A 14,292-nucleotide genomic window follows, 5' to 3' on the forward strand; every position below is an offset into this window, starting at 1 on the left:
TAGAACTAAAAATCTTTTATCGAAAAATATCCGTGACCTGCTTATCAAGTGAACTGGCAATATTCAGAGCTAAAGAGTCCGATGGTTTATACTTTCCCTTCTCTATGCTTTGAATGGTTTGAATAGAAACATTTACTCTATCAGCAAGCTCTTTTTGAGAAATATTTTTTTGACTTCTAACTTCTTGCACCTTATTTTCGTTTTTCATAAATAAATCCCTCCTAATCTAAAAAAATGAATACTTTTTAGTTACAACCATATTCATATTATCAAAAAAAAATAACTTAATACATCTATTTTTTTATAATTTGCGAAAATCGGGACAAATTATTATTGTTATGCGGAAAAGTTGGATATTGACAAGAAAAATCCTTTTTTTTTTGCGAAAATAACAAATAATAAAAAAAGACCTATCTCCCCATTTCTGAAATAGCATCTTTTTCAATTTATTCATGTTATACAATTAAAAATAATTTTTTCAACTATACAATTGTTAATGTCATATACAAAGGATTCCGTGAGCTATCACTTACTTTAACACTCCTAATGGAAAATCATTATCTTTTACATCTATAGAATTGCCACTACTATAAGTTAAACTTTTCACTTCTTTTTTACAGCTTCCAGTGTTTGTCTATCTCCAACAAACTCAAGCATATAAATATAAGTATGAATATTTTTCATATAAACTGCTTCACCTGTTATCAGATACCCCAGTAAATTTTTCAGATACTCAATATTTAATGTAAAGCTGTAATCAGCACTAGATTTATCGAAATTTTCTGCTTTACTCAAATATTCTTTTGCTTGAATAAAATCTTTTTTATATATTTTTGAGGTTATTATATTTACAAGGGTACTACGCGCATATCTTTTTACTTCAGTATTTCTAAATTCTTCATCTTTAATAGGAATTATTTTAGAAATCAAATACTCCTGTTGGTCATCCTTCATAAGTAAAATTATATTATTTATTATCATATAATCGTACTGTTGATAATACTTTTTAGCTAATAAATAGTTGAATGTATCATCTAGTTCTTGCTCTGTAATAGAATCAACTTCTGCCCAAATTCTGGAAAAATACAGTTTAATACTAAAATAGTTTGATAACTCTTTCAAAGTCCGTGCTTTAGCTTTTGTTTTTATAGCTTCATAGTATTCTAACAATTCTCTCTTTGCTACACCATCTTTTGGATTTTCCGTACAGCTGTAAAAGAGAACTCTCCACTTATCTCGGGAATCATCCATCAAGCACTTTGCAAAAAACTCTTCTGTGGTTAAAGACATTGTATTCAAAATTTCAACTAATGCCTCTACTTTAAGAGATTGTTCTCCTTTTTCAATACGTGATATTGAAGAAGTTTCCATGTGCTTACTAACCAATTCTTTTTGTCTAAAATTTAACTGTTTTCTAAAAAAACGAATTGTTTTTCCTACATCCATCAATTTCCCTCCTAAATCCCTTATATAGTTTTTCATATGTAAAAAAATTATAATATATGCAAAATAAAAGATTTTTTCCTAAAAATATCCCTCATAAGGGAATATTGAAAAACACTCATTTATTTAAATCTTTTTATTTGATATACTTAACCTTATGAAAGTTGTATATTCTCTTCTTTCATAAATTTTTACAAGGGAGGTTGAGAATTTATGTTTGCACTGGCTGTGTTTAGTATGGTTGGACTCTACCAATTTATGGTGGCAGTTTAACAAAATACCCACTACCTCATACTTAAATCTTGGGGAAGTTAAAAGTATGAAGTAGCATTAAAACTTTTTTCAATATTACTGTGATATTTTATCATATATTTCAGACAGTGTCATCAATACTTTTTAGTTCCATAACTATCTTTACAGACTAACCATCCTTTTTTCCATTTGCCTCACTAATTAGTATTGATATCACTTTTTTATGTGGTAACATTTTAGCACAACTTTAACCCTTTATATATTTCTGTTCATACTAGAGCATAACTATGCAAAGCATATTAGGAGAAAAAAGTAGTTTTATACCTAATGAGTTCAATGATAAGCCGAATTTTTGTAACTGATTAAGCTAAATTTTACTTTTTATTCGCTTCTATCAAAAATAAACTAATATGTTATAAGTTCTCAACATTATCCCTAAGTATAAGCTTTCTAAAAAAATGAGAATTAAAATAGGTGCAAGTAACTCACACTTCTCGTGAATTATCGCACCTATCTTATCATTATTTTGTTGGTGTGCTATTTTCCATTTTTCACTAAAATAGCACACCATAAAATCATTCCTAGTCATTTTCTAAAATGGGAAACATATTTTTTTGTATCAGTTGTATATTATTGTTTAAATTTTTATTCCTTATGATCATAACTAAGGTTTCCTGAAAAAGTTCGTTTGTCTTGTCGCACAGTATCAACCACCGCAAAATCTTCACCTGAATAATATCGCAAATACGCCCCACTTTCTGTAGATTGAGAAAATAAGAAGCCACAAAAAAATTCTTCTCTAGAACTAATAATAATTGATAAAAAGCCTCTTAAATTTAGTAAAAAAACTCTAAAAGCTACAAATCCTAAGCCTTAGAGTTATTCTTACGTTTATTATTGTACTGTAATCATCGGATTGACCGATTGATCCACAGTAATTTCTTCGGTTCCATATCGCTCACCTAAAACATATTTTGCAATATGGATCGTCCGATCACTCATTCGCTCTAAATTAGACGCTGTATCAATAAACAACACACCATCCGCAGCCCGTCCTTTACCGCTATTCATGATCGAAATATATTTTTTGCGCAATAATTTGACCATTTGATCAATTTGCTCTTCTCTATCTAGCATATGTGCAGCCATTTCTTTGTCATCATTTTCAAATGCGATTAATGAATCCCGAATATTTTTCGATACTTTTTTAAATAAATCAATTAAGTCTTCATCGTTTAAAATCAACGTGTCTCGTTCAGAAACTTTTCCTGCTTTTTTATCTTTGGCTTTTTGTTTCTTTTCTAGTTGGATTGCTTCCGTAAGATTTTGGATGATATTGCGGCAATGATCCCCAATTCGTTCTAAATCTTTTGTTAATTCCAACATCATCGTTTGTTCATGACTTTCAGAAATCGACAGTTCTGTGGCAGAAAGCTGAACCAAATATTCCGTTAAACGATTGTCTGTATCATTGATCGCCGTTTCATATTGATCTGCATTTTCTTTGTCGACCATGTCTTGTTTTTCATAAAAAGCTTTCGTTGCTTCAAATGCACCTAATACATATTCCCCCATTTGAAGTAGCTCTATCTTAGCTTGATTTAGTGCTAAAGCCGCTGAGTTTTGAATGATTGATTCGTTTAAATTCGATGGCTTAAACTCAATACTTCGATCTTTGCCTGGTATAATCTTACGTACGATCCATTCAATTTTATCAATAAACCAAAACTGGATTAGCAAATTAGACACATTGAATAATCCATGTGCAACCGCAATCTGCATGGCTGGTTTCAACTGCAAGCTACTAGAAACAGCAACAACTACTGCCGTAAAGGGTGTTAACAATGTTGTAAATATAATCGCACCAACCAAATTAAAAATCACATGAGATGCTGCTGTTCGTTTAGCGGCGACACTAACTCCTAAAGCTGCTATGACTGCTGTAATCGTTGTCCCAATATTATCACCAAAAAGAATCGGTAAAACAGCTTCAATCGCTAAACTACCTTGACTATACAATTGTTGTAAAATCCCAATCGTTGCACTAGAACTTTGTAAAACCATCGTCAATAATGTCCCAATACCAACCCCTAAAATTGGATGGTGTGACACATTCACCATTAATTCAGAAAACTGTGGCAACTCGCTTAAAGGCGCCATTCCTTCTCCCATTAATTTTAACCCATAAAATAAACAACCAAACCCAAATAAAATCTGCCCTATATTATTCACTGTTTCTTTTTTTGAGAAAAACAATAAAATCGAGCCTACACCAATAATGGGCAAAGCATAGGAACTTAAATTAAATCCAATAATAAAAGCGGTTACGGTTGTTCCTACATTAGCACCCATAATTACACCAATCGCCTGGCGTAAAGACATAAACCCAACACTTACCAAACCGACAGTTAGAACCGTCGTTCCAGAACTACTTTGAATGATCGCCGTTACAATTAAACCTGCTAAAACAGATCGTAAAGGTGTAGAAGTAAATGTATTTAAAATTTCCCGTAAAGAATCACCTGCAGACTTTTGCAAGCCATCTCCCATATACTTCATACCAAACAAAAAAATTCCCAGGCCTCCTAGAAACGGAAACAATATTTCTTGATAAGACACAATAACTGATCCTCCTTATAATAAAAACATCATAGAACGTTCTTCACTCAACTTAAAATAGGAACATTCGCTTTCAACACTTTTTTTCTATTATATTTTTAAACACTAGTTTATGATAATCAATCAAAACACCAACTACTTTTAAGAGTACAGAAAAATATTCTCTTTGTAAATAACTATTAAAATTTCTCACTAAATTTTTTGAAACCTATGTATTATGAACAACAATTAATCTCCAAAAAAGAGCTGAAAGAACTAGTCTTCCAACTCTTTTTTGAAGATTTTCAACTTGATCAAACCATCATCATGTAAACACCTGATGCTACTACAGCACCAATGACCGGACCCACAATCGGCACCCAAGAATACGCCCAATCCGACTCTCCTTTCGTTGAAATCGGTAATAATTGATGAGCCAAACGAGGTCCAAAGTCACGAGCCGGATTAATCGCATAGCCTGTAGGACCACCTAAAGATAAACCAATTGATAAAATCAACGCACCAACAACTAATGGATTCAATCCGTCGGTAAACGCATGTTGCGAAAATGAAAGTAAGCCTAACACTAAAACAAATGTGCCAATTACCTCAGTCACCATATTCGCTGGATAATTACGAATTGCAGGACCTGTAGCAAACGTACCTAAAATCGCTCCTTGATCCTCTGTCGCTTGCCAATGAGGCAAATAAGCTAACCAAACTAAAACAGCTCCTACAAGTGCTCCAAGTACTTGAGCGATGATAAATGGTACAACCATGCTCCAAGCAAAACTACCTGTCATGGCCATCGCAATCGTTACCGCTGGATTTAAATGCGCAGGACCCATGTAACCTGCAACATACACAGCAATCGTTACAGCCATCGCCCAACCAAAGGCAATTACGATCCAGCCCGAAGCTTCTGCCTTACTCTTTTTTAAATTAACCGCAGCACACACACCATCACCTAAAAGAATCAAAATCATTGTTCCTAAAAATTCACTGAAAATCTGCGTCATGTTGGAAGTATCCATTTTACTTCGCTCCTTCTTTTAATTGGCTTAAATCAGACTCTGTAATCAATTCGTTCAATTCTTGTGTGTACTGTTCTTTTTGCTCATTTGACCAGTCATAATAACGACTCATTTCAGAAATAACACCTTGTTTCACTTCATCTAGTGTATCCCTCATAAATAATAAATGATTGGTTCTACGGACAAGATAATCTGCCGGCGTCAAGGTCATTTCATTTTCTAACGAATAATGCAATGCAATTGTTTCTGCTAAACTTAACCCACCTGCTGGCTCTGTCGTATCGATTTTTTCAAAAAGCAGCGATACATTAGAACCATATAAATGAGCGAGATGTTCTGCTTCTTCTTGTGTCAATCCTTTTTCGATCCCCATTTTTGCTAACGCTTCCAATTCTTTTTCTGCATTTGCAGGATCGATTTTTCCACCCGAAACAGGATACTTTTTAGAATCAATCAATTGGAAACTAGCATTGAATTCTTCTGTTAAAATTCGTTGGATTTCTTTCAATGCTCCTTCAGCCATTTTACGATAATCGGTGATCTTTCCACCAGATAAGGTCAATAATCCATCCTCAGACCGCTCAAGCAGACTACCTCTTGAAACAGCTGAGGGGTTTTCTTTATTTTCTACCAAAGAATCCTCTAAATGATTTAACACATTTTCCACATCGTAACGAGAAACTTCTTGTTTTTGATATTTCTCTATAATGTCGACGACTTGATCAAAACTTTTATCTGAAATTTTACCGTTATTGCCGCCATTGTAATCAGAACCGCCATTTTCAGAAATCAACGGACGTAATCCTGCCCAACTTGCTTCAATATCATTAATGGTTATATTCGCTTTAGGATAGCGATTATTGACGATTTCCAGTAAATAATCCACATCTTCTTGTGTAACTCTTGGATGTTCATAGTCTCCTGTATAATCAGTATCAGTCGTGCCAAAATACGTTTTCTTTTCTCTGGGAACAACGAAGACCATCCGTCCATCATGTTTTCCTGTATCAAAATAAGTCGGCTGCGGAACAAATAATTTACTACTATCTACCACTAAATGAACGCCTTTTGTCGGACGCATTTGAGGAACTAGCTTTTTATTTGTATCTAAGCCACGCACTTTGTCTGACCACGGTCCTGTTGTATTAATCAAGACCTTCGCTTTGATTTCAAATAACTCTCCCGTGAGTAAATCTTTGGCTTTAACACCTATAATTTTTCCTTGACTATTAAAGATAAAACCAACTGCTTTTACTTTACTGACCATCAAGCCACCATCATCAGCTGCTTGCTTAATATTTTCGATAACAAGGCGTGCGTCATTATTTCTAAAATCGAGATAAACGCCTCCACCTTGTAATCCCTCACTTTTCAATTGAGGTTCTCTTTCTAACACTTCTTCTTTTGATAACGTATAATTTTCATACTTCGTTCCAATTACATTTGCTAAGCGATCATATAAATCCATCGCCACTTTGACAGAAAACATATTGAATGTGGCTTTTGGCTCATCATAAATCGGTAATAGCATGGGGTCTGGTTTAGGAATATGAGGAGCAATTGCTTGAACAACTGCTCGCTCTTGTACCGTATCAGCGACAACTTCTACGTCAAAATTCTTCAAATAACGAATACCGCCATGAACGAGCTTAGTCGAACGGGAAGACGTTCCTTCTGCAAAATCCTGCATTTCGATCAAACCGGTTTTCATCCCAGAAGCACTTGCCTGCAAAGCAACACCAGCTCCCGTGATGCCTCCGCCAATAATCAATAAATCCAACGTTTCTTGTTTCATTTTTTCAATCGCTATCTGTCTGGTTTTCATTGAAAATGTCATGCCTTTTCACTTCTTCCTTTATTTTGATTTATGCTTAAACATTTGAGTTGCTGCAACAGCTTGTTGCCACCCTTCATATAAATCGTCACGTTCTTCGTCAGGCATTTTTGCTTCAAATATTTGTCCTTCTTCATAAAACGCTTGTAATTCCTCTAAATCCTTCCAAAAGCCAACCGCTAAACCAGCTAAAAAGGCTGCGCCAAGTGCTGTCGTTTCTAGATTTTGAGCTCGTTGAACAGACGTATTTAAAATATCTGCTTGAAACTGCATCAGTAAGTCATTATTAGCAGCGCCACCATCTACTTTTAAGATTGGGATATCAATTCCTGTATCATTTTTCATGGTATCGATAATATCGCGAACTTGATAAGCAACAGCCTGTAACGTCGCTTTAACAAAATCTTCTCTGGTTGTTCCTCTAGTTAAACCAAAAACTGCACCTCTGGCATCAGAATCCCAATATGGAGCCCCTAATCCTGTAAACGCTGGAACAACGTAAACTTCATTTTTATTATGTGATTCTTTTGCTACGGCTTCAGATTCTGCTGCTGTTTGAATCATTTTCAATCCGTCACGCAGCCATTGAATAGCCGAACCAGCCACAAAAATACTTCCTTCTAATGCATAATAGACTTTACCGTTGATACCATAACCGATCGTTGTTAGTAAATTATTATCGGAAAGCTGAGGTTTTTCACCAGTATTCATTACGATAAATGAACCTGTTCCATAGGTATTTTTGACCATTCCAGGCTCAAACGCCATTTGCCCGAACAGTGCTGCCTGTTGGTCACCAGCCATACCTGAAATCGGAATTTCACTGCCATAAAAATGATAATTTTTCGTCAGCCCATACACTTCTGAATTTGATGTAGCTTTTGGCAACATCACACGAGGAATGTTTAGAATATCTAAAATATCTTGATCCCAATCTAAATCATGTATGTTATAAAGCATTGTACGACTAGCATTTGAATAATCAGTTACGTGAGTATCTCCACCCGTCAACTTCCAAACTAGCCAAGAATCAATGGTTCCAAATAATAACTCGCCTTTTTCAGCTCTTTCTTGTGCACCTTCCACATGATCTAAAATCCAACGAATTTTAGTTGCTGAAAAATAAGCATCCACGATCAAACCCGTTTTTTCATGAATCATTTCTCCATGTCCGTCTTCTTTTAATTGGTCGGCAATTGGTGAAGATTGACGGGATTGCCAAACGATTGCATTATAAATGGGTAAACCTGTTAATTTATCCCAGACGACCGTTGTTTCACGTTGGTTAGTAATACCGATTCCAACAATATCCGAAGGTTTCACACCCGACTCAATCAAAGCACCCGCAATCACTGATTGTACAGAATTCCAAATTTCATTCGCATTATGCTCTACCCAACCAGCTTTTGGAAAATACTGAGTAAATTCTTTTTGAGAACTACCAACATTAGTGCCTTTCTTATCAAAAATAATTGCTCGTGAACTTGTTGTTCCCTGATCGATCGCCATGATGTACTTTTGTTCTGCCATTGTAAATTCCTCCTTAAATTTAAAAGCTGAGTGGGCTCGTTTAGCCCTATCTGAAAAATAGAAAAATCCATTTGTGACGCTTTTTGTCACACATTGATTTTATCTTTTTCGAAACGAGTCCCTCTCGGACGAAACCGCTTTCTCTTTTATGAACATATAATAATACCAAATCACTTAACAAAAACGTCAGATTTTTTTTTGTTTTTAAAATAAATGAAAGTTTTTTACTAAAAACTTGAGATAAAGCTGAAAAAAGACTTAAAATAATGCTCTAAGCACTCATAAAAAGTCTTTTTTCCAAAAAATCCATTTATTTTTCTTGTTTGTTTCCATGAAGCGCTCTAATTTTCATTCTGATTTGATTGATATCATAAGTCGAACCCAATTCAGACAATACATACACTTCTTTAACGGATCGATAAATGGACGGATTCATCACATTTGTCACAATAAGATCATATGTATGCTTTGAATCGTAGGGTTCGATCGTCAAGCCATTGAGATTCTTTAAACTTAAAACTAACACTTGGGTCATCACTTCTTTATACAATCGATCCATTTCCAAATGAATCCCAATTCTTGTCTCTCCAACAATTTCAAAATCAATAATCGCCAATACACTCAAATACTTTACTAGAGACCACTCATGCAAACTATTTCCCTTACTGTAACTTTCATCAAAATACTCCAAACTCTTCGTCAAAAGAACCTGAGAAAAATCTGCTAATTGGTGACTGGAGAGCTGTTGCTCTTTTTGCCAAATATTTTCTCGGTCAAATAACTCCAATTCCCCTTTAAAAAAATACAAGCGACTATGGATCTGAGAAAAATAATAAAAAATCTTTTTTTCTAACGCAGGAAAAAATTTCTTCGGACGATAATATAAAATCACATGCTCTAATACAAAAGTATCCGCCAATGATGTTGGCGTTCTACGTCCTCGAATCAAGCTATACCGATCAAAATCTGACTCAGTTAAAACAGACATGCTCATAAGAAAAATAAAATGTAACATACTTTCTTCTTCATCGATTTCTAAGGGATAGCGACTAAAAAAACGTAAAACAAAAGAGCGCACTGTTTTATAAAAAGGATCTTGCTCATAAATTTTGCTTTTTTGATGTAGATCTTTATACATTTTTGGTTGAACAATGATTCGTTTTTTACTAATGGTCAGCCATAAACTTAACTTTAACTTGCTGTGCTCTTCAAAAGTAAGCGACAATCCCTTTTCAAGCCCTTCAATAATACGTAGATTTTGAATCGTCAGTGTTTTTTTCTGATGCACTTCATACGGTGTTAAAAACCAATACATCTGGAAATAAAAATAGCGAATTTGCAGCTCCTCTCCTTTTAGCTGACCATTGCGGATTTTAAGTTCAAATTCATGTAACAACTGATTCAATTCTTTAATTTTCCGAAACAAAGATGATTCACTGATGACAAACTTAGTCGTTAACTGAGCAATTGTAAACTCCCGATTTTGAAACAAATAATCGATTACCTGAAATTTTATCGAGGCACGCACATAATCTTCTAGCACTTTGCTAATTGAAAAGTGATCTGACATATGGATTGCTACCCACTGACCGTCATAAAACAACGAGCACTCCTTCTCATATGGTTTTAAATAATAACTTAATCCTTTTAAATCACTCTCAAACGAAGCCTTTGAGACACCTAAATAGGCTAATAAATCACTGTCTTCAATCCGACCGCCAGCTAGAATCACTTTTTTTAAAATACTCACTTCCCGCGCTTCTTTTTTATCCAGTAACTCTTCAATTTTCATTTGCTTCACTCCACAATCCTTCAAACCCTAATTGATTTGTGATATCCAAAATTGTTGAAAAATACGGATGATATAAATAATCTTTCTGATATAATTCTTCTAATGTTTGCCCCATTTGAATACTTAAGGCAAGTGTATTGATTTTTTCTAAAATATTCGCTTTGGAAACCAATTGTGCACCTAAGATTCGATGGCTTTCTTTTTCAAAAATAATTTTTCCATAAATTATCTCACCACCTAAAAAGAGGGCACTTTTTTGTTCCACATGAGAAACACCGATCGGTTGATCATAAAATAGTCCCTCAGCCTCAGTCAACCCCGTACTTGCTACATAATAATCGACAAGCTTGGTACCAATCGTTCGAATTGCCCCAACAAACGGTGTTGTATTTTCCACAAGGTTTTGCGCCACCACAAGACCTGTTCGAACAGCATTATTCACTAAAGGAATATAAAAAGATTCGTTAGATAAACTGTAAGGTACTTGAATACAATCACCAATTGCAAAAATATTCGCCTGTGATGTTTGTAAATACTCATTCACATAAACCGTTCGATCAGTATGTACTTGGATATGCTCGTCTAGATAGGCTAAATCCGGTCGAACATTCATAGCAAACACAGCACTATCACAGTCTAGCTTAGTCATTTTACTTTCAATTCTTAGTCCTTGATCGCTATCAACAATCTTTTCGACGGTCTCTTCAAAGTGAAAAATAATCCCTTTTAGCGCCATTTCCTCTTGGACAGGCCGGATCATTTCCCGATCAAAATACTTAAATAATAAATAATCCATTTGCTCGAAAAGATGAACCTCTTTGCCTTGTTTTAACAGCATATCTGCTGCCTCAGCCCCTATCTGACCACCACCGATCAAGGCCACTTTTTGGCTATTTTTGAGTTGTTCGATTGCTTTTAAAACGCCAGGTAAAAATTTATATTTTAACACTTTCTCCGAATCACTACCTAAAATTTTTTGAGACCACTGACTTGCGCCGGTAGCTAAAATCAATTTATCGAATGAAATACAAAAGTCCTCCGCTTGTTTTTCATATATTACCATCTGTCGCTTTGAATCTATCTTAACGACTGTTGCAGCTAATAATAATTGAATAGTGCACTTTTTTAATTGTTGCTCTGAAATAAATTGTGCTTCTTCGATTGGGCCAATCGTTTTATTGAAATAAAGATTGATTCCGCCTGGTAAATAGCCGATTGTCGATTGTTTCTCAATTAAATGAATTTCCGCTGCAGGATGTTTTTTTCTTATTGCCAAAGCCGCTGACACCCCAGCAAAAGAAGCCCCGATAATCACAACTTTCATAATTAAGCCTTCTTTCCAATTATATAAAACGTTTTCTTCAAGAATAGCATAATCAATAAGGAAATTCATCCTTTCGCCTTTTCAAAAAAAATAGACTCATCTAACTAAGTCTGATCAACTTAGGATGAAATCTATTTTCCAACTTTATTTACTTTTCATAAATGCTTGAATTGCTTCAGCATTTTTTTGCTCGTCGATTTCAAGAACACTTCCTGATTCCGTATTATCATTAAAGTCCCAAGAGCCTTGTACAGGAACTGAAAGTGATTCTAATGATTTGACTTTGCCTGACAAGAAATCTTTTGCTAAATCAATCAGTAAGCTCGTAGGTACATTCGTATCGATTTTTCCTACTAGTTTTCCGGCAACTTGAGGTAATTCCCAGATTGGGATCAAATCTTTCGACTGATTGATCAATGCGTCCATCACTTGTTGCTGACGTCTGATACGACCAAAATCACCCTCTTCATCCATTCTGAAACGAGCATATTGCAATAGGCTATTTCCATGAAGCGTTTGTTTTCCCTTAGTAATATCCACACCATCTAAATTGATATCTTTTTCAGCATCAATTGTTACACCTTTTGGATAGAGTTCGTCGATGATTGCACTAAATTCTTTAAAATCCATGACTAGATAATAATTAATCGGTAACCCAAAGCTTGTATTTAACACTTCTTTTGTCAATTGTGCGCCACCGTAAGCATAAGCCGCATTTATCTTGTCTAAACCATAATTAGGAATCGTTACGTAACTATCTCGCATAATAGAAATCAATCTAGGCTGCTTCATTTTCCCATCATAATGAGCCACCATCAATGTATCCGAACGACCTTGATCTTCATCATCGTCTCTAGAATCATTCCCGATGACCATCACCGTTAATTCTTTGTCACTCGTTTGTTCATCTCCAGTAAAATTTTGATTTTTATTAGACAATTGTGACTCACTTTTTTCTTTTGCTTGTTGAAATGAGATTGCCGCATAGCACCCAATACTAACTACCACAAGAAGAATCGATAACAGGGTAATAGTAATTATTTTTGACGATTTTTTCATTGTGAATTCCTTTCCAAAACGCAAATGTATACTTGTACAAGAAAATCCCTTCACCAAGATGACTCAGCGAAGGGATTAGATTACTGGGTATCAGAACTGTGATAACTATCACTTGTTTTCGACTTACCTAGTTCTTCTCTTCGTTGAGTTTTAGCACTATATAACGTAAAAAGCGTCTGCTTTTAGCTACTTTGAAAACCGCCTTAATTCGACGATTTTTGTCCTACCCGTGCCTGTCTTTCGACATTTCTGAGCAGTAGCCTGTGTTTATATAGGAGCCTCACCTAACAAGTATTTAATTCATTTTACACTATAAGCAATAAGCATAATAAAGTCAAATTAAATTTTGCCTAAATTGCGCTAGATAAAAAACAGATTATTAAAAGAATTATCATTATATTCGCATTACTGGATGAAATTAGACAATTAAATGGGTATGGTAATCTTTAGTATTTCTTAAATAAACAAGTTGTTTATACATCTTCTACTAGCATTAAAAACTTTAGATGGACTTTTTTTAGCATATCTGTTTCAATGTGTAGAAGACCAAATAGTTGGAGGAGGTATTTATGAAAAATTTTTTAGAAATTCAACAAGAATTCTTTTTTAATTTTCTAATCGATCGTATTGATAATTTTTTATTGGATCATTCTGATGAAACATTTTATGCGTTTGCTTTAGATTGCACTATTTACCAAGAAGGTGAAATCAACCTTTGCTTGAATACCACAGAGCGCTGGGAAGAGACTACAAACTACTACGCTGACAAAGGCTACAAAGAACAACAATTAGCTGAAATGAAGTATCATTCGAAAGATTGGGACGAGGAGCAACGTTTTGCTTCAATCCATTTATTTGATGATTGGGTTGAAGAAGACGAAGACATCCAGACCACTCTTGACTGGCTTTGTGAACAACTCGTTCTTTTTACAACCAGTGAAACCTTTCAGCGAATTCCAAAAACAGAGGCATTTAAGTTGTTCGTTTACGATCACAATGAAGAACCCTCTGATTCAGAAGAACGTTTTGAAAAAATAACGACTTCTGAGCTTTTTCAACTATAATAAAAAAGAGTGTCCTGATTCTTTTGTCATACACCATAATGAATCAGATATTTATTTTCATCGATTGCTTTAAGAAGCAACTTAGACAATTCCGTTATATAAAATTGGTCATAGTTTTTCTTATCTTTTATAATCACATCATAAAAAGCAGGCACGGATGCTGGTGAAATTATCGTTATTCCCCAGCGATCCAGTCCTCTCTCTTTTTGGTTGGATACGCAAAAATAGGTTTCAATTAATGACAAATCAGCCCACTATCGGTTAATTGCATCATCAGGGATTTTGATACAGTGATACTTCTCTGGTTCATATTTATGGTACATGTTCTTTTTATCAAATGCTTCAATAATACCAAATTCTGC

11 protein-coding genes and 1 riboswitch are annotated in these 14,292 nt (G+C 34.7%); of the genes, 1 reads left to right on the plus strand and 10 read right to left on the minus strand.

Translation table 11 applies throughout. The features are described from left to right. Positions 1 to 16 precede the first annotated feature (16 nt). The 9 genes from A5880_RS04060 to A5880_RS04100 form a co-directional block, all read right to left on the minus strand. Positions 17 to 208 carry a helix-turn-helix transcriptional regulator gene (locus A5880_RS04060; RefSeq protein WP_086331921.1) on the minus strand — a complete coding sequence of 64 codons (192 nt, stop codon included), beginning with the start codon at positions 206 to 208 and terminating at the stop codon, positions 17 to 19. Positions 209 to 603: 395 nt separating this feature from the next. Continuing rightward, positions 604 to 1,446 carry a helix-turn-helix domain-containing protein gene (locus A5880_RS04065; protein ID WP_336576963.1) on the minus strand — a complete coding sequence of 281 codons (843 nt, stop codon included), beginning with the start codon at positions 1,444 to 1,446 and terminating at the stop codon, positions 604 to 606. Between the two features lie 1,143 nt (positions 1,447 to 2,589). Next, positions 2,590 to 4,314, minus strand: a complete 1,725-nt coding sequence (locus A5880_RS04070) for a Na/Pi cotransporter family protein (RefSeq protein WP_086331923.1) — start codon at positions 4,312 to 4,314, stop codon at positions 2,590 to 2,592. Between the two features lie 293 nt (positions 4,315 to 4,607). Beyond that, positions 4,608 to 5,327 carry an MIP/aquaporin family protein gene (locus tag A5880_RS04075; protein WP_086331924.1) on the minus strand — a complete coding sequence of 240 codons (720 nt, stop codon included), beginning with the start codon at positions 5,325 to 5,327 and terminating at the stop codon, positions 4,608 to 4,610. Position 5,328: 1 nt separating this feature from the next. Then, a complete protein-coding gene (gene glpO / locus A5880_RS04080; RefSeq protein WP_086331925.1) occupies positions 5,329 to 7,164 on the minus strand; it encodes a type 1 glycerol-3-phosphate oxidase in 1,836 nt (611 codons plus the stop codon). A gap of 18 nt (positions 7,165 to 7,182) precedes the next feature. Further along, positions 7,183 to 8,691 carry a glycerol kinase GlpK gene (gene glpK / locus A5880_RS04085; RefSeq protein ID WP_086331926.1) on the minus strand — a complete coding sequence of 503 codons (1,509 nt, stop codon included), beginning with the start codon at positions 8,689 to 8,691 and terminating at the stop codon, positions 7,183 to 7,185. Between the two features lie 310 nt (positions 8,692 to 9,001). Next, positions 9,002 to 10,483 carry a helix-turn-helix domain-containing protein gene (locus A5880_RS04090; RefSeq protein WP_086331927.1) on the minus strand — a complete coding sequence of 494 codons (1,482 nt, stop codon included), beginning with the start codon at positions 10,481 to 10,483 and terminating at the stop codon, positions 9,002 to 9,004. Then, the gene (locus tag A5880_RS04095) at positions 10,473 to 11,807 is read right to left on the minus strand and encodes an FAD-dependent oxidoreductase (protein WP_086331985.1); all 1,335 of its coding nucleotides are present in this window, start codon (positions 11,805 to 11,807) and stop codon (positions 10,473 to 10,475) included. The genes A5880_RS04090 and A5880_RS04095 overlap by 11 nt, the downstream gene beginning before the upstream one ends. 144 nt (positions 11,808 to 11,951) lie before the next feature. Continuing rightward, positions 11,952 to 12,866, minus strand: coding sequence for an LCP family protein (locus A5880_RS04100; protein WP_086331928.1), 915 nt, complete (start codon positions 12,864 to 12,866; stop codon positions 11,952 to 11,954). Between the two features lie 129 nt (positions 12,867 to 12,995). Continuing rightward, positions 12,996 to 13,165, minus strand: a riboswitch (M-box (ykoK) riboswitch). Between the two features lie 270 nt (positions 13,166 to 13,435). Between A5880_RS04100 and A5880_RS04105 the strand changes: the two genes are divergently transcribed. After that, positions 13,436 to 13,930: a DUF4303 domain-containing protein gene (locus tag A5880_RS04105; protein WP_086331929.1), complete on the plus strand. Its 495-nt coding sequence runs from the start codon at positions 13,436 to 13,438 to the stop codon at positions 13,928 to 13,930. 26 nt (positions 13,931 to 13,956) lie between these two features. Here the strand turns inward: A5880_RS04105 and A5880_RS04110 are convergent, their stop codons facing one another. Beyond that, positions 13,957 to 14,175 carry a hypothetical protein gene (locus A5880_RS04110; protein ID WP_143353674.1) on the minus strand — a complete coding sequence of 73 codons (219 nt, stop codon included), beginning with the start codon at positions 14,173 to 14,175 and terminating at the stop codon, positions 13,957 to 13,959. Positions 14,176 to 14,292 lie beyond the last annotated feature (117 nt).

Source organism: Enterococcus sp. 4G2_DIV0659, from assembly GCF_002140715.2.
Taxonomy (GTDB): domain Bacteria; phylum Bacillota; class Bacilli; order Lactobacillales; family Enterococcaceae; genus Enterococcus_L; species Enterococcus_L mansonii.

Excerpts from the sequence above, each read along its gene's own strand:
- A5880_RS04075 (WP_086331924.1), bottom strand. The coding sequence starts at position 5,327 with ATGGATACTTCCAACATGACGCAGATTTTCAGTGAATTTTTAGGAACA.
- A5880_RS04060 (WP_086331921.1), bottom strand. The coding sequence starts at position 208 with ATGAAAAACGAAAATAAGGTGCAAGAAGTTAGAAGTCAAAAAAATATT.
- A5880_RS04090 (WP_086331927.1), bottom strand. The coding sequence starts at position 10,483 with ATGAAAATTGAAGAGTTACTGGATAAAAAAGAAGCGCGGGAAGTGAGT.
- glpO (WP_086331925.1), bottom strand. The coding sequence starts at position 7,164 with ATGACATTTTCAATGAAAACCAGACAGATAGCGATTGAAAAAATGAAA.
- glpK (WP_086331926.1), bottom strand. The coding sequence starts at position 8,691 with ATGGCAGAACAAAAGTACATCATGGCGATCGATCAGGGAACAACAAGT.
- A5880_RS04100 (WP_086331928.1), bottom strand. The coding sequence starts at position 12,866 with ATGAAAAAATCGTCAAAAATAATTACTATTACCCTGTTATCGATTCTT.
- A5880_RS04105 (WP_086331929.1), top strand. The coding sequence starts at position 13,436 with ATGAAAAATTTTTTAGAAATTCAACAAGAATTCTTTTTTAATTTTCTA.
- A5880_RS04065 (WP_336576963.1), bottom strand. The coding sequence starts at position 1,446 with ATGGATGTAGGAAAAACAATTCGTTTTTTTAGAAAACAGTTAAATTTT.
- A5880_RS04095 (WP_086331985.1), bottom strand. The coding sequence starts at position 11,807 with ATGAAAGTTGTGATTATCGGGGCTTCTTTTGCTGGGGTGTCAGCGGCT.